The 25,581-nt window shown below is 64.7% G+C and carries 25 protein-coding genes and 1 tRNA gene; 3 read left to right on the top strand and 23 right to left on the bottom strand.

All coding sequences use genetic code 11. The features are described 5' to 3' along the window. The first annotated feature begins 764 nt into the window (after positions 1-764). Together H6A21_RS04365 and H6A21_RS04360 are read left to right on the top strand one after the other, a co-directional pair. Positions 765-1,676 carry a hypothetical protein gene (locus H6A21_RS04365; RefSeq protein ID WP_204560633.1) on the top strand — a complete coding sequence of 304 codons (912 nt, stop codon included), beginning with the start codon at positions 765-767 and terminating at the stop codon, positions 1,674-1,676. A gap of 55 nt (positions 1,677-1,731) precedes the next feature. Further along, positions 1,732-2,412: a PspA/IM30 family protein gene (locus H6A21_RS04360; RefSeq protein WP_204560631.1), complete on the top strand. Its 681-nt coding sequence runs from the start codon at positions 1,732-1,734 to the stop codon at positions 2,410-2,412. 123 nt (positions 2,413-2,535) lie between these two features. On the opposite strand, the gene H6A21_RS04355 is transcribed toward H6A21_RS04360, so the two are convergent. Further along, the gene (locus tag H6A21_RS04355; RefSeq protein ID WP_204560630.1) at positions 2,536-3,471 is read right to left on the bottom strand and encodes a hexose kinase; all 936 of its coding nucleotides are present in this window, start codon (positions 3,469-3,471) and stop codon (positions 2,536-2,538) included. A 210-nt stretch (positions 3,472-3,681) separates the two neighbouring features. On the opposite strand from H6A21_RS04355, the gene H6A21_RS04350 reads away from it, so the two are divergent. After that, the gene (locus H6A21_RS04350) at positions 3,682-4,737 is read left to right on the top strand and encodes an aldose epimerase family protein (RefSeq protein WP_204560629.1); all 1,056 of its coding nucleotides are present in this window, start codon (positions 3,682-3,684) and stop codon (positions 4,735-4,737) included. A gap of 233 nt (positions 4,738-4,970) precedes the next feature. Here the strand turns inward: H6A21_RS04350 and nagA are convergent, their stop codons facing one another. The 22 genes from nagA to tmk form a co-directional block, all read right to left on the bottom strand. Then, complete coding sequence (gene nagA / locus H6A21_RS04345; protein ID WP_204560628.1) at positions 4,971-6,122, bottom strand: N-acetylglucosamine-6-phosphate deacetylase; 1,152 nt, start codon at positions 6,120-6,122, stop codon at positions 4,971-4,973. A gap of 214 nt (positions 6,123-6,336) precedes the next feature. Beyond that, positions 6,337-7,497 (bottom strand): SIS domain-containing protein, encoded by a 1,161-nt coding sequence (locus H6A21_RS04340; RefSeq protein ID WP_204560627.1) that lies wholly within the window; start codon positions 7,495-7,497, stop codon positions 6,337-6,339. A 150-nt stretch (positions 7,498-7,647) separates the two neighbouring features. Next, on the bottom strand, positions 7,648-8,382 hold the full coding sequence (locus H6A21_RS04335; protein WP_204560626.1) for a GntR family transcriptional regulator: 735 nt from the start codon (positions 8,380-8,382) through the stop codon (positions 7,648-7,650). A gap of 207 nt (positions 8,383-8,589) precedes the next feature. After that, entirely contained in the window at positions 8,590-9,669 is a 1,080-nt protein-coding gene (locus tag H6A21_RS04330; RefSeq protein ID WP_204560624.1) for a PTS system mannose/fructose/sorbose family transporter subunit IID, read from the bottom strand. Further along, complete coding sequence (locus tag H6A21_RS04325) at positions 9,659-10,459, bottom strand: PTS mannose/fructose/sorbose/N-acetylgalactosamine transporter subunit IIC (RefSeq protein ID WP_204560622.1); 801 nt, start codon at positions 10,457-10,459, stop codon at positions 9,659-9,661. Before H6A21_RS04325 ends, H6A21_RS04330 begins: the two co-directional genes overlap by 11 nt. A 105-nt stretch (positions 10,460-10,564) precedes the next feature. After that, positions 10,565-11,047 carry a PTS galactosamine transporter subunit IIB gene (gene agaB / locus H6A21_RS04320; RefSeq protein ID WP_204560620.1) on the bottom strand — a complete coding sequence of 161 codons (483 nt, stop codon included), beginning with the start codon at positions 11,045-11,047 and terminating at the stop codon, positions 10,565-10,567. A 99-nt stretch (positions 11,048-11,146) separates the two neighbouring features. Then, positions 11,147-11,434 carry a preprotein translocase subunit YajC gene (locus H6A21_RS04315; protein ID WP_204560618.1) on the bottom strand — a complete coding sequence of 96 codons (288 nt, stop codon included), beginning with the start codon at positions 11,432-11,434 and terminating at the stop codon, positions 11,147-11,149. After that, the gene (locus tag H6A21_RS04310) at positions 11,434-11,871 is read right to left on the bottom strand and encodes a PTS sugar transporter subunit IIA (RefSeq protein ID WP_204560617.1); all 438 of its coding nucleotides are present in this window, start codon (positions 11,869-11,871) and stop codon (positions 11,434-11,436) included. The genes H6A21_RS04315 and H6A21_RS04310 overlap by 1 nt, the downstream gene beginning before the upstream one ends. Before the next feature lie 559 nt (positions 11,872-12,430). Continuing rightward, positions 12,431-12,506 (bottom strand) — tRNA-Thr (locus H6A21_RS04305). 89 nt (positions 12,507-12,595) lie between these two features. Next, a complete protein-coding gene (locus H6A21_RS04300) occupies positions 12,596-13,069 on the bottom strand; it encodes a YhcH/YjgK/YiaL family protein (RefSeq protein WP_204560615.1) in 474 nt (157 codons plus the stop codon). Between the two features lie 57 nt (positions 13,070-13,126). Next, complete coding sequence (locus H6A21_RS04295) at positions 13,127-14,359, bottom strand: purine-nucleoside phosphorylase (protein ID WP_204560613.1); 1,233 nt, start codon at positions 14,357-14,359, stop codon at positions 13,127-13,129. Continuing rightward, positions 14,359-15,504: a hypothetical protein gene (locus tag H6A21_RS04290; protein ID WP_204560611.1), complete on the bottom strand. Its 1,146-nt coding sequence runs from the start codon at positions 15,502-15,504 to the stop codon at positions 14,359-14,361. The genes H6A21_RS04295 and H6A21_RS04290 overlap by 1 nt, the downstream gene beginning before the upstream one ends. 63 nt (positions 15,505-15,567) lie before the next feature. Then, entirely contained in the window at positions 15,568-16,263 is a 696-nt protein-coding gene (locus H6A21_RS04285; RefSeq protein WP_204560610.1) for a hypothetical protein, read from the bottom strand. Between the two features lie 2 nt (positions 16,264-16,265). Next, a complete protein-coding gene (locus H6A21_RS04280) occupies positions 16,266-16,694 on the bottom strand; it encodes a hypothetical protein (protein WP_204560608.1) in 429 nt (142 codons plus the stop codon). A gap of 3 nt (positions 16,695-16,697) precedes the next feature. Continuing rightward, positions 16,698-17,828, bottom strand: coding sequence for an NAD(P)-dependent oxidoreductase (locus H6A21_RS04275; protein ID WP_204560606.1), 1,131 nt, complete (start codon positions 17,826-17,828; stop codon positions 16,698-16,700). 48 nt (positions 17,829-17,876) lie between these two features. Further along, positions 17,877-18,839, bottom strand: coding sequence for a DegV family protein (locus H6A21_RS04270; RefSeq protein WP_204560604.1), 963 nt, complete (start codon positions 18,837-18,839; stop codon positions 17,877-17,879). A gap of 83 nt (positions 18,840-18,922) precedes the next feature. Further along, positions 18,923-19,507 (bottom strand): ribosome hibernation-promoting factor, HPF/YfiA family, encoded by a 585-nt coding sequence (hpf, locus tag H6A21_RS04265; protein ID WP_204560602.1) that lies wholly within the window; start codon positions 19,505-19,507, stop codon positions 18,923-18,925. A gap of 292 nt (positions 19,508-19,799) precedes the next feature. Next, on the bottom strand, positions 19,800-20,759 hold the full coding sequence (locus H6A21_RS04260; protein ID WP_204560600.1) for a substrate-binding periplasmic protein: 960 nt from the start codon (positions 20,757-20,759) through the stop codon (positions 19,800-19,802). 446 nt (positions 20,760-21,205) lie between these two features. Further along, positions 21,206-22,003: a ComF family protein gene (locus H6A21_RS04255; protein ID WP_204560598.1), complete on the bottom strand. Its 798-nt coding sequence runs from the start codon at positions 22,001-22,003 to the stop codon at positions 21,206-21,208. A gap of 79 nt (positions 22,004-22,082) precedes the next feature. Continuing rightward, the gene (locus H6A21_RS04250; RefSeq protein ID WP_204560596.1) at positions 22,083-23,714 is read right to left on the bottom strand and encodes a PSP1 domain-containing protein; all 1,632 of its coding nucleotides are present in this window, start codon (positions 23,712-23,714) and stop codon (positions 22,083-22,085) included. Continuing rightward, the gene (holB, locus tag H6A21_RS04245; RefSeq protein WP_204560594.1) at positions 23,705-24,835 is read right to left on the bottom strand and encodes a DNA polymerase III subunit delta'; all 1,131 of its coding nucleotides are present in this window, start codon (positions 24,833-24,835) and stop codon (positions 23,705-23,707) included. The genes H6A21_RS04250 and holB overlap by 10 nt, the downstream gene beginning before the upstream one ends. A gap of 1 nt (position 24,836) precedes the next feature. Then, the gene (gene tmk, locus H6A21_RS04240) at positions 24,837-25,499 is read right to left on the bottom strand and encodes a dTMP kinase (protein WP_342636059.1); all 663 of its coding nucleotides are present in this window, start codon (positions 25,497-25,499) and stop codon (positions 24,837-24,839) included. Between the last annotated feature and the right edge of the window lie 82 nt (positions 25,500-25,581).

The following is a 25,581-nucleotide window of genomic DNA, read 5'->3' as shown; positions in this document are numbered from 1 at the left end:
CCGACGTGACGGCTTGCGCGTCAACTGGGAGAGATCGAATGGAGCGCACGCAGCCCGCGCCGCCCTCCCGAGCGCCGCAACCCGCCTCAAACCCCATGAATACATATGAGATGTTGTCCGGGGTACGATTTTTGGGTGCGATTTCCCCACCACTGAGAGCCCCTCGACATTTCCGCAGGATTCAACTGGGGAAATGTTAGGGGGTATAGCGCCTAGGGGCGATTGGCACCGAAAAAACGTACCCCGATTCATCTTTTATATTATTTGCTTTTCAGTAGCACATTAGCAGGCACGTTTTTGCAGATCATGCCCTTGCTTATACAAACAAGCTCCTGGCAGACTCATCGCGCTCTGTGCACCAGCTTGCGCCTGGATCCGGAACGGCACCAAGACGCGGAAAACACCCCCAAGCGTAAACTGCACAGACAATAGCCTGCCCACTGCACGGACAGTGGTTCCTTAAATCTTCCGTTGAAGCCCACCCGCTCGCCAGGCCCGGGGAATAATCTGGATATCTATCACTATGAAGCGTATGACGCGTGAGGCGAGAGGGGCTGTGCGTGGGCAGATCTGGTTCTGGCGGCGGAGGCCGCAGCGGCGGGTTCGGGGGAGGCGGCGGCCGCAGGTCCGGCGGCTTCTCCGGCGGCAGGCGCTCGGGCGGTCGCTCCGGCGCGCCGCGCGGCGGCTTTGGCGGAGGCTTCGGGCCCGGCCCTTCCTTCGGAAGGCCCGCTCCCCCGCCCCGTAGCCCCTCAGGCGGCAGCTTCATGGGCGGCTTCCTCATGGGCAGTCTGCTGAATCGCGGACGCCGGCGCACGGTCGTGGTCAACAACGGAGGGCCCGTGCCCCCGGGTGGCCCCGCCGAACCGGAGGCGAGCGGATGCGGCAGCGGCTGCGCCGGCATCCTTATGGTCATCATCGTCGTGGCGGTTCTGGGCGCGTTGGTCTCGACCTTCATCCCGTCCTGCTCTACAAGCTATTCCGATCAGGGCGCCTCGACCGTCGTGCGCGAAGAGCTTCCCGCCGGCGCCGTCACCGAGACGGTTTACTACACCGACGAGGATGGCGACTGGATCCACAATCCCGCAACGCTCGAGCGCGGTCTTCGCGCGTTCTTTGAGAAAACCGGCGTCCAGCCATATGTCTACATCCTGCCGAACGGGCAGACCACCTCGACCTCCGCGCTGACGGCCCAGGCCGAAAAGCTCTACGACCAGCTCTTCTCCGACGAAGGGCACTTCCTGCTCGTCTTCTGCGATGACGGCAACGGCTCGTACAACTGCGGCTATGCCACGGGCTCACTGGCAGCCGAGGTCATGGACGACGAGGCGGTCGGCATCCTCGCCAACCAGCTCGAGCGCGCCTACAACGACTACGACCTCACCGAGGAGGAGATCTTCTCGCAGGCGTTCTCCAGGACGGCAGACCTCATCATGGGCGCCGCCGACGACCAGCGGGCATCCGAGACCACCCGCACGGTCCTCATCGTCGTGGCAGGCGTCGCCGTCGCGGGCGGCATCGTCTACCTGGTCGTGAAGAGGCGCCGCGACAAGCAGGAGGCCGCGCGCAAGCGCACCGAGGAGATTCTCAACACGCCGCTCGAGAAATTCGGCGACGAGAACATCGAGGATTTGGCGGACAAATACGAGGACGGCACCGACAAGACGGCACGCACCTAACACGGCGGGTATACATAATCCAACCGGCGACAACGCCGACGAGAAAGGACGAGATATGGGCATCCTGGACCGCTTCACCACCATCGTGAAGGCAAACATCAACGAGTTGCTCGACCACGCCGAGGATCCGGCGAAGATGGTCGACCAGTATCTGAACGACCTCACCGAATCCCTTGCCGAGGTCAAACGCGAGGCAGCCAACGTCATCGCCGAGGAGAAGCGCTGCCACCGCAAGGTCGACGAGAACGAATCCGAGATCAAGCGCATGGAGGACCTCGCCAAGCGGGCGCTCTCTGCAGGCAACGAGGATGACGCGCGCGCCTTCTTGGGCAAGAAGCAGGAGCTCACCGGCACCCACGAGGAGCTCAAGAAAGCCTATGACGCCGCGCACGAGAACGCAGACAAGATGCGCCAGATGCACGACAAGCTCGTGAGCGACATCGAGAACCTGAAGAGCCGTCGCGAAGCAATCAAGGCAAAGGTCGCCGTCGCCAAGACGCACGAGAAGATCGCCGGCTACACTTCCGGCTCCGAACGGACCGAAAACCTTCATGCCGCCTTCGAGCGCATGGAGGCCAAGGCCGACCAGATGCTCGACAGCGCCTACGCCATGGCGGAGCTGAACGAGAAGCCGGAGGGCGACGTCACCGAGCTGGCGCGCAGGTACTCCTCTGCAGGCAACAGCGCCGCCGTTGACGAGGAGCTCGCACGCATGAAGGAGGAGATGGGGCTGTAGACGAGCCCTATGACCCCGCAAGCGAGCAGGAAGAAGTCGAACACGACGCGCCCCGGCCGGATTTTGAACCCGGCCGGGGCGCGTCGCTGCAAGCTACCCTGTTTGATGAGCAAGGGGCCGAACCTAGAGCTCGGACACCTCGACGGCGGTGTAGATCTCGTCCCACTTGTCCATCACCAAGTGCCCGGTCTGCGGATCCATGGCGTTCAGCGTACCGCACGCGTTGCCGCAGCGCAGCACCTCCGCCTCGTCCGCACCGGCGGCGATGGCATGCGCGAAACCGGCGATGGTGGAGTCCCCCGACCCCGTAGCGTTCACGCACTCGATGCGCGGAGCCTTCGCACGCAGCGCATGGCCGTTGTGGAACGCGACGGAACCCGCGGCGCCCATGCTCACGACGACCCACTCGATACCCGCGAAACGGGGATCGACGGCAAGTGCGCTCTGGAGCGCAGGCAGGTCATCGGCGGTAAAGCTTGTGCCCAGAAGGTCGTTGATCTCGGTGAGGTTCGGCTTCACGAGCGTGGGCTTGACCTCGGCTTCGAGCGCGGCGTCGAGCGCGGCGCCCGAGGTGTCGAGCAGCACGGGCACGTCCGCCTCGGCAGCGATGGCCACCAGGTGCGCATAGGTGTCTGCCGGCACGCCCTTGGGAAGGGAACCGGAAAGCGTGACGCAGGACGCCTGCGACACCAGGTCGGCATAGTTCGCCACGAACGCCTTGAGCTCCTCGGCACTTACCACCGGGCCGCTCTCCAGCAGCTCCGTCTGGTTGCCGTCGTGCAGCAGCGCGATGCAGGTGCGCGACTCGCCGGCGATGGGTGTGAAGCGATGGGCGATGCCGTCCGCGTCCATAAGGTCGCCCAGGTAGGCGCCGGAGTGCCCGCCGAGCAGGCCCGTCGCCACCACGTCGTCGCCCAGCTGCACGAGCACGCGGCTCACGTTCAGGCCCTTGCCACCCGCGGTCTTGGCCGGCACCACGCGGTTCACATCGTCGATCACGAGGTGGTCGACCGTGTAGCGCGTATCGATCGAGGGGTTCATAGTAACGGTGAGGATCATAGCCGTCCCTTTCTTTCGGGCAGGTAAACGCTAGCGCTATTGTATCTCGAACCGAGCTGCGCGCCGCAGAGGCGCGATGGCGCGCACGCCGCGCCGTTCGCAAGCAAACGCAAGGTGAGCAGAGCCCTGCAGCCACTTCTGCAGCACCTAGGCCGCCCTCTATGAACGCCCTATAATAGCCCTATCGACACAGCCAATCTGGAGGTTCCCATGGTTTCCGTTTCCCCCTTCGGCCGTACGCCCGACGGCACCGATGTCACCTGCTTCACCCTCGATAACGGGCACATCACCGTGCGCGTCATGAACTTCGGCGCCACGGTGCTCGGCATCGACGCTCCCGACCTGTCCGGCGAGCGCGCTGATGTCGTGCTCGGTTACGACACGCTCGACGGCTACACCGCGCTCAACCCCTCGTGCTTCGGCGCCACCATCGCCCCGTCGGCCAATCGCATCGGTGGTGCCGCGCTCACCATCGATGGCGTTGAGTGGAAGCTGCTCGCCAACGAGGGCGAAAACAACCTGCACACCGACCTCGAGCACGCGCTGCACAAGCGCCTCTGGGACGCCGAGGTCGACGAGGAGCACAACACCGTCCGCATGACGGCCACCCTCGCCCATGGCGAGCTCGGGCTTCCCGGCGAGCGCACCTTTACGGCCGAGTTCTCCCTGACGCCCGCCGGTGCCTTCCGCATTTGCTACCGTTGCACGTCGGACCGCCGCACGTTCGTGAACATGACGAACCACACCTATTTCAACCTCGCGGGCCACGACGCGGGCAGCGTGGCGGACCAGATCGTCACCATCAATGCCTCCCGTATCGTCGAGCTGGGCGAGGACTGCGTATCGACCGGCACCCTGCTTGATGTGGCGGGCACGCCGTTCGACTTCCGGAGCTCGAAGGCGCTCGGCGCCGATATCGACGCCGATAACGATCAGATCCGCATCGGCCACGGCTACGATCACTGCTTCTGCATCGACGGCTTCTGGCCCTGCGGGCATCTGCGTCAAGCGCTGCACGCGGTCGACCCGGTAAGCGGCCGCGCGCTCGATATCGCCATCACTGCGCCGGGCGCGCACCTCTACACCGGTAACTACGTGGGCGACGAGCATGCCAAGGGCGACGCGACCTACCGCGAGCGCGGCGGCTTCGCCTTCGAGCCCGAGTACTACCCCAACACGCCCAACATCCCGAGCTTCCCGCAGTGCTTCTGCGGTCCCGAGCACCCCTGGACGAGCACGATCGAATATCGCTTCTCCACGCTCTAGCCGCTCGCCGCGCATTGGATCCAAAAACGTGTCCGGATGGCAATCTGGACACGTTTTTTTCGTTACCTGTCATCTCAGCGGCGCGCGCATGCCGCATCCGCATCGAACGGTATCCCCATCGAATCAAAAACGAAGCGGGAGGGGCGCGAGAGGTCGGTATGCACCGTCTCTCGCGCCCTTCCCGCTTTTTCCAGCCTCAGGCGGCTTCCCCGGAGGGCCGGCAGAGAATCGTTTTACGCCTTGTAGACGCTCTCGCCGCCCAGATAGGTCTCAGCGAGGGTCATGTCGGGCCCGAGTACCACGAAGTCGGCAGCGCGGCCGGCGCGAATCGAGCCGCACACGTCGGCGATCTCGTTGGCCTCGGCCGGAGCCTGCGTGGCCATGTAGACAGCCTGGGCCGGCGTGGCGATGCCCCAGTCGACAACGTTCTTGACGGCGTCCTTCATGTTGAGGATCGAGCCCGCGAGCGAGCCGCCGTCCTTCAGGCGCGCCGTGCCGTTGGCCACCACGACCGGCAGCTCGCCCAAGAAGTAGTCGCCATCGGGCATGCCGCCGGCGCACATGCAGTCCGTGATGAGGGCGGTATGGTCGTGACCCTTGGCGTTCATCACGATGGCTGCCGCGATCGGGTTCACATGGTGACCGTCGCAGATGAGCTCGGAGTAGGACTTGTCGCCCGAATAGAGGGCGGCACCCACCATGCCCGGCTCGCGGTGATGCAGCGGGCTCATGCCGTTATAGGTGTGGACGAACACCGTCGCGCCTGCATCGAGGCAGGCCAGAGCGTCCTGAACGCCCGCGTCGGAGTGGCCGAGCGCGACCACGACGCCCATCTTGCGGGCATCGCGGATGAACGCGGGGCTCTCCGGGTACTCGGCGGCGATGGCAATCTTCTTGATGAGGCCGCCCGCGGCCTCCTGCCAGGCGCGCAGGGTATCGATGTTGGGGGCGGACAGGTAGGCCGGGTTCTGGGCGCCCTTGTGCTTCTCGGTGAAGAAGGGGCCCTCCAGGAAGATGCCCTGGATGCGCGCGCCGTCGTTGTCCTTGGCGGCCTCAGCCACGCTCGCGCAGGCATCGGTGAGCTGCTGGGTGGCGGCGGTCAGCGTCGTGGGCAGCCACGAGGTCACGCCGTTGCGCAGGATGCCGCGCGCAATGGTCTTCACGGAATCGGCCTTGCAGTCCATGACGTCACAGTTGTCGAAGCCGTGGATGTGCGTGTCGACGAAGCCGGGCGCGATCTGCTTGCCCGTGTAGTCGACGATCTCGCAGCTCGGCTCCTCAGTCATATAGGCGCCGAACACGCCGTCATCGACCATCAGGTAGCCGCCGTGCGCCACGCGCGTGGGAAGGAAAAACGTATCGGCCTTGATTGCATAGGTGCTCATACGAGCGCTCCTTTCGCACCATGAGAAAAGAAATAGCCGCCCCGAACGGTCACGGGGCAGGTGAGTCTTCGCCGGAGCTAACGTGTCGACAAAGGCAACGGCGCTCCCCAAGCCATTGCGAACGGGGAGAAAAAGGTCTCCGGGAACGCCGCACCGAACAGTTCCGCAACGGACCGGCTGGACTGAGACGCCTCAGCCCAGCCGGCCACTCAGGCTAGTTGGCCCAGGGGTGGATGGTGACGCCCTTGACGACGCGGTTCACCGTGCCGGTCGGGCTCGGGGTGTCGGGGGTGTTGCCCACACGCACGGAGTTGAGCAGGCTCACGGTCTGGCCGACCATGATGAAGGGCAGCGCCAGATAACCCTCGGGCAGCGCCTCGTAGCCCTCGAAGGTGAAGGCGGTGTGGCCGAAGGAGGTCTCGCCCGCCTGCTGGACAGCGATCGTCTTCATGGCGATGCCGTCACCGTTGATCTCCTCGAGGATGTCGAGGTCGTACTGGCGGGTGTAGGCGTCGTTGTTCACGAACACGAACACGAGCGTCTTGTCGTCCACGAACGACTTCGGCCCGTGGCGATAACCCATGGAGGTGTCCCAGGACGTGGCGACCAGACCATGCGCGAGCTCGAGGATCTTGAGCTGCGCCTCCTGTGCGAGGCCGCCGAAGGAGCCAGAGCCCAGATACGTCACGCGGTTGAAGTCGCACGCCAGGAAGTCGGCGATCTCGCTCTCGCGGGCCACGACCTCCTCGCCCATCTTGGCAGCAGTCTCGACCCACGCCGCCTTCTGCTCCTCGTCCGAGCAGTCGAACAGCAGCATCGAGATGAGCGACATGCACGAATAGCTGCCGGTCATGGCGAAGCCCTGGTCGTTCGCGCGCGGAATCAGGATCGTGTAGGCGTTCGGGTCGTCAGCGGACTCGACGGCGAGCTTGCCCTCGGGCGCGCAGGTGATGTTCAGGAACTTGATGTTCTTGACGACCTTGCGGGCCACGTCGACGGCAGCCAGGCTCTCGGGGCTGTTGCCGGAGCGCGCGAAGGACACGAGCACGGTCGGGTCCTCGGGACGCAGGAAGTCAAGGGGAGCGGAGACGATGTCGGTCGTGGCGATCGGCTTGAAGTCGAACGCGTCCGTATCGCCGGCGTGGCGCAGGTAGGGTGCGACGGTATCGCCGACGTAATCGGAGGTACCCGCGCCCGCGAACACGACGCTCACGCGGCCGAGCTCCTTGAGGTCCGCGAGGAAGGCCTCGACGGCATCCTTGTTCTTTTGGTAGATTCGGTACGCATCGCGCCACAGCTCAGGCTGCTGCTTGATCTCGGCCGTGGTGATGTGGGCTCCGAGGGACTTGAGCTCCTCTAGATCCTTCTCGAACATTCCAACTCCTTTGCTCTCTTTCGGCTGCGCCCGACTCCCTTATTCGGGCTTAGCGGTCTGCCGAGCGGACACGAGCGTCTGCGGTGCCCACAGCTCCGGAGGCCCCAACCGATCGGGCCCGCCCGGCATACCGCGCCGTATCCATGCTGTCTATCCTTCAGAACGATAGTGGTAGATCTTATATTTGAACTGGTCGGCACGAGCCACCGAGAGGGTGTACTCGATAATCTCGTTGCCCATGTCGTAGGTCGTGCGTACGAGGTCGAGCACAGGGGCGCCCTCGCCGATCCCCAGCAGATGGGCGTCCGCCGGGCGCGCTATGCTCGCGAAGAACTCCTCCTCTGCCACGCGGATCTTCTCGTGGAAGTCCACCTCGATCACGTGGTAGAGCGATGCGTTCTCGAGCATCGGGCACTTGAGCGACATGAACTTGCGCACCGGCAGGTAGGTGCGCTCGACCATCATCGGCATGCCGTCGGCGATACGCAGGCGCTTGATCTTAAAGAGCTTGTCGCCGATTCTCGTCCGCAAGTTCTCCGCGAGGTTCTTGTCCGCCTCGATCTCGGCGAACTCGAGAATGGTGGTCTCAGGATCGCGCCCCATCTCGCGCATCTGCTCGGTAAAGCTGTACGTCTGGGAGAGATTGGTCGTCTGGACCGAGCGGTCGGCGACGAAGGTGCCGCGCCCGTGCTGGCGCACCACCAGACCCAAGCGCTCAAGCTCCTGCAGCGCAAGGCGAACCGTCGTGCGGGACAGCCCGTAGTGCTTCGACAGGTCGCGCTCGGAGGGCATAAGGTCGCCGGGACGATACTCGTGCTCGATCTTTTCGGTCAGGATGTCGACCAGCTGGTCGTACAGCGGCTGTCTGCGCGCACCGATGGCCATTCGCCACCCTCCTTTACCTAAACGCACGGGTGCAACAACCGGGAAAGATTCTGCACGCGGCAAGATTCAAAATCTACCCCGGCTATTTCACCCTCGGGATGAAAAAGGCCGCGTCCCTCAACGCGTGCGGGGCGCGGCCAACACATGAGCCGGAAAGCTTCAGCGTGTCCGGAAGCGCTTAGGCGCTCCCGGACACAAGAGAGCGTTTTACCAGATGTTCGGCCACAGACCGAACGGGCCAGCACCCAGGATGCCGAGGAGGAACAGCACGAGAATGCCCTTGAGCGGCGTGAAGTTCTTCTTGGCAAACAGGAAGTACAGCAGGAGCACGAGCATGAGCGGGATGAGCTTCGGCAGGACGGAGTCGAGCGTGGAAGCCACAGAGTAGTTCACGTCCGTCTCGGTAACGGTGCCGTAGGTGACCTGGCTCATGCCATTGCCCAGGTCGACGATGCCGGTCTCGACGGCGTTGCCGTCAGCATCAGAGGCGGTCAGAGCAGCGCCATCCATATCGGTCATACCGATGGTGCCGGGCTCGGCGGTCTCGGTGTCGATAGCAGCGTCGGCGAAGTTCTCCGCCTCCTCGTTGGAGACGACGATCGTCGTGGCGGCAAGACCGCGGGTGGTGCCGTTGGGGATCATCAGGTTGATCTGCGTGGTGCCCATGGTCACGGTCAGGCAGCCGACCACGAAGCAACCGAGGATGGAAGCAGCGCGGGTGAATGCCTGCATGTTGGCGGTCAGCGAGTCGATCGCGCTGGTACCAACGCTGTAGGACCACTTCATGAGGCCAAAGCGCAGAGCGGCCTGGCAGATGTTGAAGATGACCAGGAAGATGATCGGGGCGGCGAGGTTGCCGTCGATAGCCATGTTCGAGGTGATGCCGGCCGTGATAGGCACGAGCGTCAGCCAGAACAGAGCGTCACCGATGCCGCCCAGCGGGGAGGCCGCGGAGATGCGGACGGCGCGGATGGTCTGGATGTCCATCTTGTTCTGCTCGAGGGACAGAACGATACCCATGACGAAGGTGACCAGGAACGGGTGGGTGTTGATGAAGTCCAGGTTGTGGTACATCGACACCGACAGGTCGTGCTTGTTGGTGTGCACCTTCTCCAGGCCCGGAATCATGGCGAACAGCCAGCCGCCGGACTGCATGGTCTCGTAGTTGAACGAAGACTGGAGCCAGTAGGAGCGCAGGGCCATGCGGTTCAGGGTCTTGTTGTCGACCTGCGGAGCCGGAGTCAGATCCTCATAGCGCTCGGGGATAACGAACTCATTAGATGCCATCGCTGAAGTCACCTCCGTCAAGCGCAGCGCCCTTCAGCTCGGTCTGCTGCTGGAAGTCCCAGAAAGCGATGCCGAAGCCGATGAACGTAAGAACGAGCAGGATCGCGGAGCTGCCGATGGTGGTGATGTTCGCGCCGATGACGGCGAGGCCAAAGCCCATGAGGAAGAAGGCCCACATGTCGCGGCTCATCATAACCTTGAGCAGGATGGCGAAGCCGACGAACTTCATCATGTTGCCAGCGGCGGTGAGGCCGTTGTTGAGCCACTCGGGGATGGCGTCGACCACGGTCTGGCCGAAGGTCTGGCCGCCGATGAAGAACAGGGTCACGATCGCGGCGAAGATCAGGCCGAGGATGACCTCGGAGATGACCGTCCACTTGGTGATGCCCTTGGTGTCAGCCTTCTCAGCGCAGCCACGGAAGAACTCGAGCAGCGGAGCGCGCAGCGTGAAGAACAGGGTCACGCCGTACTGGCCGAGCAGCGCGAACGGGATCGCGGTGGCGACAGCCAGGTTGACGTCCATGTCGAGCGTGCAGGCGAACACGGCAGCCATGATGCCGCCGATGACCGCGTTAGGCGGCTGGGCACCTCCGATCGGCATGTTACCGATGGTCATGAGCTGATACGTACCGCCGACGACAAGGCCGGTGTTCACATCGCCGAGGATAGCGCCGATGATGGGGCCGGTGACGATGGGCTGGTACAGCGACTCGAGGAAGTCGAACTGATCGATAGCCGCGACAAACGTGACCAGGAAGACCAGAACAATCTGAACAATCGAGACGTCCATCTATGCTCCTCCTTTCAGATGTTTTCTACGTAGGAATCAATACGTACGTTGCGCACCGAGGCTACATGCGAACCTGTGCGCGGAGCACACGGAACTGCGCGCGATTTAGGCGAACAGCTTGTCCGTGTCCTCGACCGGCGTGCTCGGAACACGCCTGATCTCCAGTTCCACCCCCAAATCCTGAAGCTCCTTGAAAGCGGCGACGTCGGCGTCGTCAACGGCGACCGACGTTGCAACCTGCCGCTTCCCTTCCGACATGTGCATGTTGCCGATGTTTACCTTCTTTATAGGCACTCCACCCTTGACGAGCTTCAGCACGTCCTGCGGAGTCTCGGCCACGATGAAAATCTTCTGCTTGGGCGACGCCTTCGAAATGATGTCGATGGTGTGCTGCACCGAGAAGAAGCGGGTGGCGACGCCCGCCGGGGCCGCCATCTTCATGAGGTTCTGACGCATGGTGTTGGTGGACACCTCGTCGTTGGCGACGAGGATGAGGTTGGCGCCGATGGTGGAGTTCCACTGGGTGGCGACCTGGCCATGAATCAGACGGTTATCGATACGGGTAAGGAGAATGTTGGGCTCTGCCATGTTCGTACGCATCCTTTCTTTTGCTTTCGAATGGCTTATACGTACCAGTGCTTTACACGGGCGCTTGCGCCCGATGAAAACCAAAGGGAGTCAGATCGGTTACTTCACGATCTCCTGGATGGCATACCGGGAGACGTCCAGCACCGCGCCGGAACGGACCTTCACCTCGACGACATCGCCGTTGATGCTCTTGACGATGCCGTAGATGCCGCCACCGAACATGATCTTCTGTCCGGGGGCGAGCTCGGTGTGAACCTCCTTGAAGTACTCGCGCTTCTTCTTGAGGCCGACCTGCGTCCAGATGACGTAGACCACGCCCATGATGGCGAGCAGGATGAGCAGCGCCACCGAAGACGCGAGAACGCTCTGCAGGAAGTCACCACTCATTAAATGCCGTCCTCATCATCGGTCTCGTCCTCGACGACGATCGGCTCGAGGCGACGGTGGACGATGCCGGTCTGGCCGACGGTCACGGCCTGGTCGGCGAGCTCGGCGAGCGTGGAGCCGGCACCGCGGGTGAGCAGCAGCTCGATGAGCATCGGCAGGTTGGCGCCCGTCACGACCTCGACGTCGGCGATGTCCTGAGAAATCATCATGGCCTGGTTGAACGGGGTGCCGCCCAGAAGGTCGACGAACACCAGGACGCCGTCGGTCTCGGCGCGCATCGCGAAGATGGCGGCACGCAGGTCATCGCCGTAGGTAGCGGCCTGGGAGCCCTCGAAGGGGACGATCTGGAACGCCGGCTGGTCGCCCGCGACCATGTCGATAGCGCTCGCGAGGCCATTCGAGAACTGGCCGTGACCCGTCAGGATGAATCCAATCATGCAAACCACCTTTCCTCGAGGCGACCAGTGGACACCCCATCTGCTTAACTGGTAGTAACCACATAACGTGTGGCTATATTCTAGCAGGTGTTGAAGTGTTCTCCGTGTGCTTTCGCGTAGGCGGAGTCTTTTTCCGTTCACAGGGTAATTTATACCGTTCATCTGAATTGCCCTCATGCGACCTGCCATTTCCCCATCTATTCGTGGCAAAGTGTCACATTCCGTTTTGGCCAGAGGCAGAAAGTTATGCGTCTTATATGCAGATTTTTGTGCATCACAATAGTAGCAGGTATGTGATGAACACGACACTGGTATGAAACGGCCGCGCAATATGGAAACTGGAATCCTTCTCATGGGACCCGCTTTCCCTGTCTGCGTCCCCAATGGTGCGCGGCATGACCGCGCACCGCGCGCATGGACGGGGATGGCGCGGCGCGTCGATGACGACATGTTGCGATCAGCGTTTGCCAAGATTTCACGGGAGCGTGAATGCCCGCATCTCGATCGTCACCTCTCGGCACGAAAAAAGGCCCCTTTTCAGGAGCCTCTTTGAATTCGATGGAGCCAACGAGCGGATTCGAACCGCTGACCCACGCATTACGAGTGCGTTGCTCTACCAGCTGAGCCACGTTGGCTTGTCAATCGGTCGGACGGATGTCCGACGGCTTGTTATAGTACGGCCAAACCGCTGTTTGCGCAAGGGGTGTTTTGGTAATCGAGAAATCTACTCATCCCAAAACTCATCGGCCAGGATCTTAAAGCAGATCTTCTTGACCGGCCGGGGTCCGTCCACGCCGTACTGAAGCGTCGGCATGTGGGGCTCCCCCACCACGAAGATGGCGAACTTGCCATCAGCAAGATCGCCGGCGATGGCCCCTTCGGCATCCATGAGCTCGAAGTCGCCTGCCGCATCATACGGCTCGACCATCGTCTGCGCACCGAGAGCAACCTTGAAAGCCTCGCGGCCGGAAATGTCGATCTGCAGGTCGTGATAGCGATGGTGGCACTCGTGGTGCGCGCCCTCCTCGGGTCGCGTGGTCGCCTCCATCACGTTCGCGTAGACCTTGTCGCCGCAAATCGGGTGGCTGCCCACCTCCAACGAGCTGGGGTCGTTGTCGCGAAGCCACTCGATTAACACGTCAAGACCGCGCGACATGCCGCGGTAACGGGCCAGATCGGCAAGAGAACCGTAAATCATGTGTCAAATCCTTCCGAATCGCGCGATTGCGCATCACAGCATGGCCAACGAAACTTCTCAGCGGCGACCGAGGTAGCGCAGCACGCCCATGATGACGTCGCAGGCGGCGCCACCGCACTCGTCGGCCTTGGCGAGCACCTCATCGTGCGCGTTGCCCGCGCCGCCCGCCCGATTCGTCACGAGCGTGAGCCCGAGCAGCTCCATTCCGAGCGCATGGGCCATGATGGCCTCGCACACCGTCGACATGCCGATGAAATCGGCACCGAGCGCACGCAGCGCGGCGACCTCGGCCGCCGTCTCGTAGGTCGGACCGAGCAGACCCGCATACACGCCCTCGGCAAGCTCGATACCCGCATCGTCGGCGGCTGCCCGGGCGAACTCGGCGAGATAGCTCGAGTAGGCGCCCGTCATCGCCACGAAGGGGCTCTCGATCTCGGCAGCCGCGACGCACTCGGCGCTCGCGAGCGGGTTCACGCCCGTGAGGTTCATCTGATCGCAGATGAGACCGACCGTACCGGGCGCGATATCTCCCGCCGCGCCCGAGGCGCAGGTCAAGATGATGTCGCGGCAACCCAGACGGTGCGCATGGCGGACAAGCGAGGTGACCTCGAGCGCGGAATACCCCTGGTACAGATGCACGCGCCCCGGATAGACCACGACGGGGACCTCGTCGATCGTGCCGACGATGACCTCGAAGCGATGCCCCTCCACGGGAATCGCCTCATGCGGGAACCCCTCGATATCCTCATAGGGAATGCGGCGCACCGGACGCACACGGTCGGCAAGGGCACCCAAGCCGCTCCCCAACACGATCGCTACCGGATGCTCGAAGCTCGGCTCGCAGAACCGCACCAGCTCCTCATCAACCACGATGAATCCCTCCTGCTCCAACAGCTCGGCACATACGCCATCTCCCGGCACGAGCGTGCCGGAAAACGTACCGTCGTAGATGCGGCCCGTGCCGCACGACGGGCTTTTCGCCTTCAGGATAGCAAGACGCGCACCCGCCCGCCGTGCGATTTCAAGCGTGCGGTCGGCGCCGGTACGGTATGCGGCGGTCACGTCGCGCCCATCGGCTGCCACCACGCGCGTACCTCGCCGCTCAGCGGGCACCCGCGGGCAGGTAAGGCCGCCCAGCATCTCGGGGCAGGCGCGCGCAACGGCCCCGCCCGCGCACTCGATGCGCCGCGCCAGGCGCTCCACCGCTAAATCGGGCTTGGAGCCCCCGTCGTAGCGACAAGGGGCTCCAAGCAAGCAGGAACTGATAAGGATGGATAGACGGGCCGCCATTAGACGTACAGGCCGAACAGCTGGATGTCGGCGTTGGCGTACAGGCTGTCCCGGAAATCGCTCCACGCGGTCTGGGCATCGCCGGCCTGCTCCGCATACTCCTGGTAGGCGGTGTAGTACGCCGTGAGAGCCTCATCATAGCTCGCGGAATCAGCCGTGAAGTCGGTTCCGGACAACGCGGAGTAGAACGGGCCGTCCTCGGACGCCCAGGTGTTCGCGTTCGCATCCCACTCGTCGCCCAGAAGGCCGATGATGTAGTCCGCGTAGTCCTTGGAGCGCTCGGAGTTGTCGCCGCTTGCAGGCTCGGTGGGAGCCGTCGGGACCGAGGCGTTCGTCTCGGGCACGATCTGCTTGTAGAGCTTCTGCAGCGTCGCCTGCTGGCGCACGACCTCGCGCGCCTGGTCCTCGGTCAGGTTGTAGTTCTCGGCCATCTCCGCGTAGTCGGAGGTGCCGATGGAGCTCTCGGCGAACTCGGTCATCTCGTCATCCGAGACGGTGATGCCGCGCGTCTCGGCCTCGGCGAGCATGATGTGGTTGCGCGCATAGGCGAGCGCGGAGTCGGCCGCAGGCGTCGGGTAGGTGCCGTCATCCTGCTTGACCGCGTCGAGGCTGTACTGGGACTCGATGACCTCGCGGGCGGTGATGTCCGTCGAGGCGCCGTTGTACGTGTAGCTCGCGATGACGGTATCGAGCTGGTCCTCGGTGAGCGACGCCGAGGAGGCACCCTGGCTGGCGGCACCGAAGCCACCGTGGCCGACAAAGTAGCCGGCGACCGCGGCGACAATCACCGCGATAACGGCGATGGCGATGAACAGGCCGCGCTTCGGGGCATGGCCGTCACCGTTGCCCGAGGTGGCCTCCGGCTTCTTCGGATCGGTGCCCGCAGGCTCGGCGGCGTGCTTCGGCTTCTCCGGCCCCTCGGCTGCCTTCGCCTCGGCATCATCGCCCATAAGCTCCGGATCGGGCGTGAGGTCGAGCGAGTTCGCCTGCTCACGTGCCTCGGTCGTACCCGAGATGTCCTCAGCGGTCTTGCCCCCGACCAGGTCGTACTCCGTTTGCGGGAGATCGTCGGGCTCATCGGAGCGCTCGATGACCTCAATGCCCTCGATGACCTCGTCTTCGTCTTTTTTCTGAATCAAACCCATGGGTGAACACTCCTTCATGGAAGTCGATTGCCAACATCGCGTCCGCATGCAGCAGGACTGGGACTACTCCTCGTCCTCCGCGTCATCGCTTTTCGCAACGGTGCGAGCGCGCTTCTGCGGATGATCGAGCTTGAACCGCTTGAGCAGCAGGTTGTAGATCTCCGCCGAGCGGGCCTTGAGGTAGGTCCCCTTCCCGTTCTCGGCATCGAACTGCAGACGGCCAGCAAGCTCTCCGGCCACACCGCCCTCGATCTTGCCCTCGGCGAACGTCAGCAGGCAGCCGAGCATATCGCGGTACTCGAGATCGCCGTGATAGCACTGGATGGCCTCGTCGATGATCGGCCACACCTTCTTCGAGCGCCCGCGCTCCGTGGCGCCCCAGGTGCACAGGAAGCGGAAGGCGGACAGACGCAGCGTCGAGGACAGGTCGTCGAACAGGGCGGCCTCCGCCCCGTCGTAGGCGGCGCCGACCTCGCGCGCATGATCGGGCACGAGCAGCGTCAGCGCGTCGAGGATCTCCCAGCGCGTCTGGGCCTCGGAGCAGTCGAGCGCATCGATCAGATTGGGGATGTACTGCTCGAGCAGCACCGGCTCGCGCTCGGCGAGCAGATGCACGACGCGCGCGGCCAGCTGGCGCTTGAGCCTGCTGCGGCCCGCCAACTCGTCGACCAGCGCAGCGAGCGCATCGCGGTCGTGCTCGACGCCCGCGAGACGGACCGCCTCCTCCGCCGTGAGCTCCTGCGTTTGTTCTTCTGCCATAGTTACCTCGCATCCTTAGCGTTCTTTTCGGATTTCGGGCGATCGTCGGCAACCGAGATGAGGTCCGGCTCCTTCTCGCCTTTGCGGAGGCGGGCGCGGCGTGCCTCACCCGTACCCGATTCAGCCGCCTCCCGGTGCGACTTGTTGACATTGAAGGCGCGGTCAACCGTGCGCCACGGGCCAACCGACTCGCCGAAGCCCATCTTGATGCCCACGATGCAGCCGGCCAACAGGCCGATGATGCCGCCCGTGAGCAGCGGCAGGCCGGAGAGGACCGCCGACAGCAGCACGGTCACGACGATCGCCGCGGCGTTCATCTTCCAGTAGTCGGCAGTCGTCACGGCCCGCTCTCCGAGGTTGCGCCCGATGATGAAGCCGATATAGACGCCGAAGATGGTCAGCAGCAGCGCGCAGATGAAGAAAGCCACCATAGGCTACCCCTCGTGATGGTGTCCACAGCCGCACTCGTGGTCGTGGTCATGGCCGTGGCCGCCGCAGCACTCGTGATCTTCGTGATCATGGTCGTGTCCGCAGGTGCACTCGTGGTCGCCATGGTCGTGGCCATGGTCATGACCGCAGCCGCACTCGCGGCCGCCATGCTCGTGGTCGTGCCCGCAGCCGCACTCGTCGCCTTCCTCGTGAGCGTGGGTGTACAGCGACCAGTCGAGACCGGCAGCGACCGCCTCGGCCTCCTCCTGGTACAGCAGCGTGATGGCCTGCGTTCCCAGGTCCCCACCGCCGATGGCCTCGAGCATGTCGTAGAGCGTGAAGGCGGTGTCGGCACCGGGCAGCGCGATTTCCTTCTCCTCGGCAACCTGCAGCGCCAGACCGATGTCCTTCAGGAAATGCTTGACCATGAAGCCGGGCTTCCAGTCGCCGTCGAGCGACTTCGGGGCGAGCTGCTCCATGGCGCCGGAGGCACCGGTGCCGCCGAGGATCATCTCGCGCGTGAGGGCGAGATCGAGGTCGGACTGCTGCGCGAACGACAGGGCATCGGCCATACCGACCATCGAGGCCGCAAGCGACACCTGGTTGGCGAGCTTGGCCGCCTGGCCCTTGCCCGCCCCGCCGAAGCAGAAGATCTTGGAGGAGAACGTCTCGAGGATAGCGCGGACCGGGGCGATATCCGCCTCGGTGGCGCCCACGATAAGGGTGAGGGTGCCGGAGATGGCGCCCGCCTCGCCGCCGGTCACCGGGCAGTCGAACGCGTGCTTGTCCATGGTCTCGGCGGCCTCGGAGATGTCGCGCGCGAGCTCCGGGGAGCTCGTCGTGAGATCGATGAGGTAGGCGCCCTTCTTCGCCACGGTCAGCAGGCCATCGCCTGCAAGATAGAGCTCCTCGACATCGGTCGGGAACCCGACCATCGTGAACACCACGTCGGCATCGCGAGCCGCCCCAGCGGGACTATCCACCCAGCGGGCACCGCGCGCCACGAGGCCGTCGGCCTTGGACTTCGTGCGGTTGTAGACGACGACGTCGTAGCCGGCGTCCAGGATGTGGCCCGCAATGGGCGCGCCCATGATGCCGGTTCCGATGAACGCGACGGTCTGCTTGGAATCTGCCATGAATATGCTCCTATCTGCAACAGATCGATTCAACAGGGAATGTGTGCCCTATGCGTTCGCGCCGCGCACCTTGCGGGCGATGCGGTCGGACAGCGACACCTTCTCGGCGCGGTCGCGGCCCCAGAAGATGAGCGCGACCATGCCGGGACCGACGTGCGCACCGATGGTCGGACCCACCGCACCACGGATGATGGTCGCGTTGGCGCAGCCCTCCTCGCGGCGAACGGCGGCCTCGACCCAGTCGGCATCCTTCTCCGCGTCGGCCGACACGATGGTGATCGGCATGGCGGGATCGAGGATGTAGTTGTCCTTGAACGACTTGATGAGCGACTTCAGCGCCTTCTTGCGGCCGCGGTTCACGCCGATGAGCGTCAGCGAGCCGGAAAGATCGAATGAAAGCTCGGGCTTGATATCGAGCTTGGAGGACAGCTGCGCGGCTGCCGGCGGAATGCGGCCGCCCGCCGCCAGGGAATCGAGGCTGTCGAGCGTGAAATAACCGTGTACGCACGTCTTGGCCTCATCGGCCCATGCCGCGAGCTCGCGCGCCGTCAAGCCGGCTGCACGCTGGCGGACCGCCTCGAGCGCGAGCAGCTCGCCGCACGCGCAGGGCAGCGCGTTGTCGACCACATACAGCTCGAAATCGGGATACTGCGCGCGCACCTGCTCCGCCGCAGAGAGCGCGGAGCTGTAGCTGCTCGAAAGCGCCGAGGTGAAGCACAGGTACACGGTCGGCGTACCCTCTTTGGCGCATTCGGTGAAGAACTCCAGGTAGCGGCCGAGCGATACCGCCGACGTCGAGGCCTTCACGCCGGAGCGCAGCTTGTCGTAGAACTCCGCCGGGGTGATCGAGGTCCAGATGTCGTCGGTGTGCTCGACGCCGTCGAGAATGTAGGGGAATCCGAGGATATCGACATCGAGCGACGCGGCGATCTCGGGCGTGAGATCCGCGCAGGTGTCGACGACGATGCGGACGCGATGGGCGTGACTTGATCCTGTAGCGGTGTCGTTCATCGAGATCCTTTCGCATCTCAGCAAGATGGCGGCCATCCCGCATGGGGATGACCGCCATCCTAGACTCATGCATCTAATGCATTCTACTCGTCAAGCTCCTCAATCTTGGGCTTGATGATGCCGTATCCACCATTCTTACGGTGATAGACCACATTGATAAGACCCGTCGTGGCGTTCTCGAACACATAGAAGTCATGGCCGAGCAGGTCGGTCTGCACGAGCGCCTGCTCCTCGGTCATCGGCGTGATGTCGATGATCTTCTCACGAACGAGCTGATCGTCCTCATCCTCGGGGATGAGCAGGTCGGCCAGATCCTCCACCGGCGTGATGGGTGCCACATCGGCGGCAGACGGACCCTGCTGGCGGTTGTCGACGACCTTGGTCTTGAACTTGCGCAGCTGACGGGTCACCTTGTCAGATGCCTCGTCGATCGCGGCGTACATGTCGGTGCCGTGCTCGGCGACGCGAATCACCGAGCCGCGGGCGCGTACCGTGACCTCAACGATGGCGGGATTGGGGTTGGAGGGATTCTTCTCATAGCGAAGAACGACATCGACGGTCATGGGCTCGATGTCGAACACCTTGCAGGCTTCGCCGACTTTTTCCTCGACGCGCGCACGCAGAGCATCGGTAACTGTGGTTTTCCGCCCAGAAACCTTGATATCCATACGTGGCTCCTTTTCTATCCGGGAATAGGACGCACTGTTGTTGTACCCCATAACTTGAAGGGGCTAAACGACAAAACGCACTCGCCCGCTCGCGAACAGAAGCCGGCCGGATACCGATATGCACCCCTCCGGCGCGCATGCTTCGTGTAGGAAGCATGCAACTCGAGAACACGCTGGTCGAGGACTTTCGCAACCGTGGAGCAGCAACGGGATGTACCCGCACCGATACAGCTGCGCCCGCAGGCGCCATGCTTGACGCCTGCGGGCGCATAGATGCCTCGTCAGTGTTTGCCTAGCCGTTCAGGTCGTTGATATCGACATCGCTGTCGATCATCGTGCCCGTCTGCGCCGCCTCGTCACCGGAGATCCCCTCATCGGGCACGGAGATCGTCACGCCGGGAAGCACATCCTCGGACAGGGTGACGGGAAGCGCGCCATACCACGCGGCATGCACGGCATCGAGCGTCCCGTTCGAGGAGATCTCGTCGAGCGTCGCGGACAGGGCGTCGGCGACCGAGGAGTTAGAGGACGAGACGGCGACGCCGTAGACCGACGCGGTGTCGAGAATACCGGCAAAGGTGACGCCCTCGTAGGCGCGCGACAGGTAGGCGCCGGCCGTCGCATCGCACGCGATGCAATCGACCTCGCCCGACGCGAGCGCCTCGAAGCACTCGTTGACGTTGCCGTAGGTACGCTGCTCGCCGAGAAGCCCCGTCTTCGTGAGCGCGTCCTGCGCCGCCGATGAGGACTGGACTCCCACCGTCAGGGTGGAGAGGCCCGCACTCGAGATGGTCGAACCGACAGAGGGGCCGCAGAACAGGGCGGGAGCGTCCTCCAGAAGATCGCCGATCACCGTCACGGAGGAGGACGCATCGGAAGACGAGGCGCCGATGTAGATATCCGCCGATCCGGAGGACAGCGCGTCGGAGGGGCCGGCGGCGTCCACGAACGAAACCTCGAGTCCGAGGTCCTGGGCGAGCAGCCGAGCGAGGTCCGCATCGTAGCCGGTGACGGAGCCGTCAGCGGCCGTCATGCCCTGAGGGGCATCGGAGAAGTTGAACGCGACCGTCAAGACGCCTTCCTGCACGAGCGAGTCGGCGGGTATCTGCGCTTCCACCTGCTCATGAGCGACGTCGGCGCGCGAGGGCGTGAACAGCGAGCAACCCCCCAGTCCGAGTGCCACCGTAAGCGCCACTGCCGCGAAGAGCCCCATCCGCCGTGAACCCCGTCCACGCATACCGATCTTCTCCATCCATCACCACGCGCGTCCGCGCGTCCGTTGCCGGCGCCTTCCGCACCGGCAGAACTTACCTATGGCGTTCCCCCAGCTGACCTGGTCTTTGACCCCACACCTGCGCACTGGAGCGTTTGCTTGCGTCGCCGCAGCGACCTCACGACTTGCCCGCTCGCCCGCAGGGGCCCTGCGCCCCAAAAGACATAGAACGGACGGTGCGACTTACCTCTAGGACGCGCCATGATCGCGCCGCGCGCACGCGGTCGCTTACGTGGATCCTTTCGGCCGCGTCTGCCTTGGACTAGGAGGGCACGCACAGGGCCGCCCACCGCAACCACAGCCTGGCGGGAACGAGCGCATTATAGCAGGTACGGTTCAACCAATGGTTACCGACGCCCCGGCTGGCCGGCAGATTCACGTCAGCTCCTTTACAGAATCTGTCTCGGGGCTCCCCATCCGGCGCCCTAGCTCAGCACACGGGCGAGCGCGAGCGCGTCGACATGGCACGCGCCGGCGCGCGCGAGCGCGTCCGCTGCGGCGGCGACGGTCGAGCCGGTGGTGATGACGTCATCGATCAGCAGGATGCGCGCTCCGCGGACATCCTCCACCACCTCGTAGGCACCCTGGGCTTGAAGTTTTCGGTCGGCTCGCCCGAGCAGGCGCTGGTCGGAGCTGCCGTGCTTCACGAGCGCATCGACGAGAGGTATGCCCGCCGAGCGCGCGAGCGCGCTCGCGATGGCGCCCATGTGGTCGAACCCGCGCCGACGGTACGCGGAGGCGGTCGCCGGAACGAAGATAAGCGCGTCCGCATCGTCCAACAGCCCGCCATAGCGGTCCTCGGCGCTCGCTTGGGCATGTACTGCGGCATCGAGCAGCATGTCGGCGAAAAGCGGCGCCAAGCGCTGCTCCCCGGCGTCCTTGTACGCGCGGACGATGCGCGGCATCGGACCGTCAAAGACCGCCACGGCGAGCACGCGACCGATCGCAGAGGTGCGCAGAACATGGGGCTCGCCGGTCGCGGGCGTGCACTCGGTGCATACGAGCGAGCCAAAGGGTGCGCCGCAATGGGTGCACGCGGTCGCGGGATCTATCAGGTCCAGGCGCGTCAAGCAGTCCCCGCAGATCAGCTCGCCCGGCCGCTCGCACCCCGCGCAGCGCGTGGGAGAGAGCGCCTCGAGCGCCGCGTCACACAGGACCCCAAGCGCCCGAAGCACTGGCGCATCCCCATCAAACAGATTCGCCCCATCATCCTTACCGCACATGAAAAACCCTCCCCCGCGCAAACACGGGAGAGGGTCACATCAGTATAGGACACCTGCGCGAAGGTGACGCGGACAGGTTCTAGCGCTCCGGCGTCGACGGCGCGTCGCTCGCACCGGTCCCCTCGGAACCGCCGCGGGGCTTGCGCGAACGGCGACGGCGACGGCGCTTCTTCTCGCCGCCCTCGCCTCCATCGGGAGCCTGGTTCGCACCGGACGCAGGCGCGCTGCGCTCCACGTTGCCGCCCCCGTCACCGGGCCGGCGGCGCGAAACCTTCACCTTGCCCGAGGCAACCTGCTCGGCGACGGACGGCACATCGGGCTTCACCGACTGGCCGCTGCGTCCCTCGCCCTTGCCCTGGTCGGACGCCGACTTATGACGACGGCGGCGCGAGGGGCGCGAGGGGCCGGCCTCATCGGACGGACGGGTGCCCGCATCGTCTGCGGAGCGCTGCTCGCGCGCAGCTGCCGCGCGGAAGGCATTATCGCGCTCCTCAGCGGACAGGTGCCTGCGGCGACGACGCGAGGACGGCTGCTGCGCGGAAGCGTCCTGCTGCGCCGCACCCTGCGCGGCGGGCGCATCCGCACGACGGCGGCGACGGCGCGAGGAGCCCTGCTCGGCCTGGGACGCCGAGGTGTCCTGATCGGACTTGGCGCGGCGGTTGCGCTTGCGCGAACCGGCGCCCTCGGCGCGGGCGGCCTCCTCCTCGCGCTGCTTCTTGCGGCGCGGCGTGGGGCCGGCGGCGACGATGCGGTCGGAGCTGTCCAGCCCGTCGCCCACGTTCACGCCCATCTCGCGATCGAGCTCCATGAGCGCAAGCTTGATCTCGGGCGACTCGATGCGGTCGAGCACCTCGCGGGTCACGGTGTCCGGACGGCAGGCGCACCCCTGCTCGCGGCTGCGCTTCTTGCACTCGTCCGAGCAGGTCATGTCCGCCAGGTTCACGCGGAACGCCTTGCCGTTCTCCAGGCGCAAGACGAGCTGCTCCTTGGGCGTGTCGTATTCCTGGATGCGCGCCTTGCCGAGCGGTGTGTCGATAATCGCCTTCTTCTTCGGAGCGCGGCCCTTGAAGTCCTTATAAGCCTCGAACTCGTAGCGCAGGCAGCACATGAGGCGGCCGCACACACCCGAGATCTTGGACGAGTTCAGCGGCAGGTCCTGCTCTTTGGCCATGCGGATGCTCACGGGTTCGAACTGGCCGCCGAACCGCGTGCAGCACAGCTCCTGGCCGCAATGCGCGTATCCGCCGACCAGGCGGGTCTCGTCGCGCACGCCGATCTGGCGCATGTCGACGCGCATGCGGAAGCGCCCGGACAGATCCTTCACAAGCTGACGGAAGTCCACGCGGTCCTCGGCGGCGAAGTAGAAGACGACCTTCTCCCCGCCGAACAGGAACTCGACGCCAACGGGCTTCATGTCGAGTCCGTTCTTCTCGATAAGCTCGCGGAAGTCGGCCATCGCGGCCTCGCCGCGGCGCGCGAGCTCGTCGGCGCGGTCGTAATCCGCATCGGTCGCGATGCCGAGCACCGGCTTCAGAGGCGCCGCGAGCTCGGAGGCGGGCACCTCGAACGGGTCGGCCGTCACGAGGCCGAACTCCGTGCCGCGCTCCGTCGAGCAGATGGCGTGATCGCCCTGCATGATATCGAGCCCCTGCGGATCGAACCACAGGTCGCGCGAGGCGAAGGAGAACTTAACTGGTACGACTACAGGCATACAAGAGCCTTCCTGATATCGAAGAGCATGACCTCGATGGTCAGCTGAGGGGTAATGTTGCGGGCGATGCGCCGCTCCGCGTCGCTCACGGCGTCCAGAGCGCACACGACGCCGGACGTGGTGGTCACGGCGGCAAGGCGCGCGACGATATCTGCCGCGTCCTCATCGACGACGCCGTCCGCGACGCCCTCGAGGCTCATCAGCACATCGCGCAGAAGGACGCGCACGCTCGCCAGCGCTTCCATGATACCCGAACGCTCGCGGGCGGTAAGTTCGCGCTTGTTGCGCTCCTCCAGCTGCTTCAAGGCTCCACGAGACAGATAGTCCGCATCCCTCTCGAGCACGGCCTGCTGAGTCGACTTCACGTCGGCGAGCGGCGCGCGGATCGCGCCCATGAGATCTTTTGCCGAAAGCAAGATGTCCGCCTCGTCCGCATGCGGCAACGCGTCGACGGCGCGCAGCATCTGGCGGCGCGCCTCCTGGCGCTCAGCGCTCTTCAGAAACTCGATGGCGCGCGCCGGGCTCCCCGCAACCGCCACCGCCATGCGGCAGCGCGCGAGCGCAAGGCCCGTGGCATGCGCCACCGCCTCGGCCGACTCATCGGTCGACAGCATGCGGAACGGCACGCACTGGCAGCGCGAGACGATGGTGGAAAGCATCACGTCGGTCGAGGTGCCAAGCAGGATGAACGTCGTGTGCGCTGGGGGCTCCTCGAGGGTTTTCAGCAGCGCGTTCGCCGAATTGGAACGGAGCTGCTCAGCGCGGTCGATGATATAGACCTTGCGCGCGCCGCGGATGGGCGCAAGCGCCACGTCCTCAAGCAGGTCGCGCACCTGGGCGATCAGGTAGCCCGTAGCGCTCTCCGGCTGGAAGAGGTGCACGTCGGGGTGCGTATGGCGCGCCACGCGCACGCAGGCGTCGCATGCCCCGCAGCCGCCCTCGTCGCACAGAAGCGCCTGCGCGAGGGCCCAGGCGGCGTCGAGCTTGCCCGACCCGGGAGCGCCCACGAACAGGTAGGCATGGCTCGTCCTGCCCGTCGCGACGGCACGGGCGAGGAAATCCCGCACGCGTGGCTGGGTATCCAGTTGGGCGAGCAGGCCGCTGCGCGGCGATGTACTCATGCTAGGCACCCACCGAAAGCAGCGCGGCGCGGGCGCTCGCGGCATCGATGGCCAGGCCCGCATGGGCGAGCTCGGCGAGCACGCAGGCGAACACCGCGTCGACGGGCTGCGTCGCGTCCACAAGGCGCACGCGACCGGGCTCCTCGCGGGCGATGGTGCGAAATCCCTCCGCCACGCGCTCCTGGAACGCCAGACCCTTGGCCTCCATGCGGTCAGGTCCTCCTGCGCGCTCGGCGCGACGGGCGGCGGCCGCTGCCGGATCGATATCGAACACGAACGTCAGGTCCGGCCGGAAATCACCGACAGCCAGCGCGTTGGCCGCATCAGCGTCCTCTCGCGTCGAGGAGCCGGCAAAACCCTGGTAGGCCGTCGTGGAATCGAAGAAGCGGTCGCACACGACGACCGACCCGGCTGCAAGCGCGGGCGCGATCACCTCATGCACCACCTGGGCGCGCGCCGCCGCGTAGAGCAACAGCTCGCAGGTGTCGCTCATGGTGCTGTTGGCGGGGTCGAGCAGGATCGCGCGGATCTGCTCGGAAATGTCGACGCCGCCCGGCTCGCGCACGGTAACGACCGTATGCCCGGCACCCTCCAGCGCCGCTGCCAGCAGGCGCGCCTGCGTCGACTTGCCGCATCCGTCGATTCCCTCGAGTGTGATGAACACGAGATATGCCTCCTTTGGCACCCGCCGTCCTGATGTAGGACACATCATACACTGACGCGTGCGCGCAGCCGCCTCAAGCCGC

The organism is Collinsella tanakaei (genome assembly GCF_016902615.1).
In the GTDB taxonomy this organism is placed as follows: Bacteria; Actinomycetota; Coriobacteriia; order Coriobacteriales; family Coriobacteriaceae; genus Collinsella; species Collinsella tanakaei_A.
The sequence above is the reverse complement of the archived record's forward strand: the minus strand, read 5'-3'. Positions and strand labels throughout refer to the sequence as shown.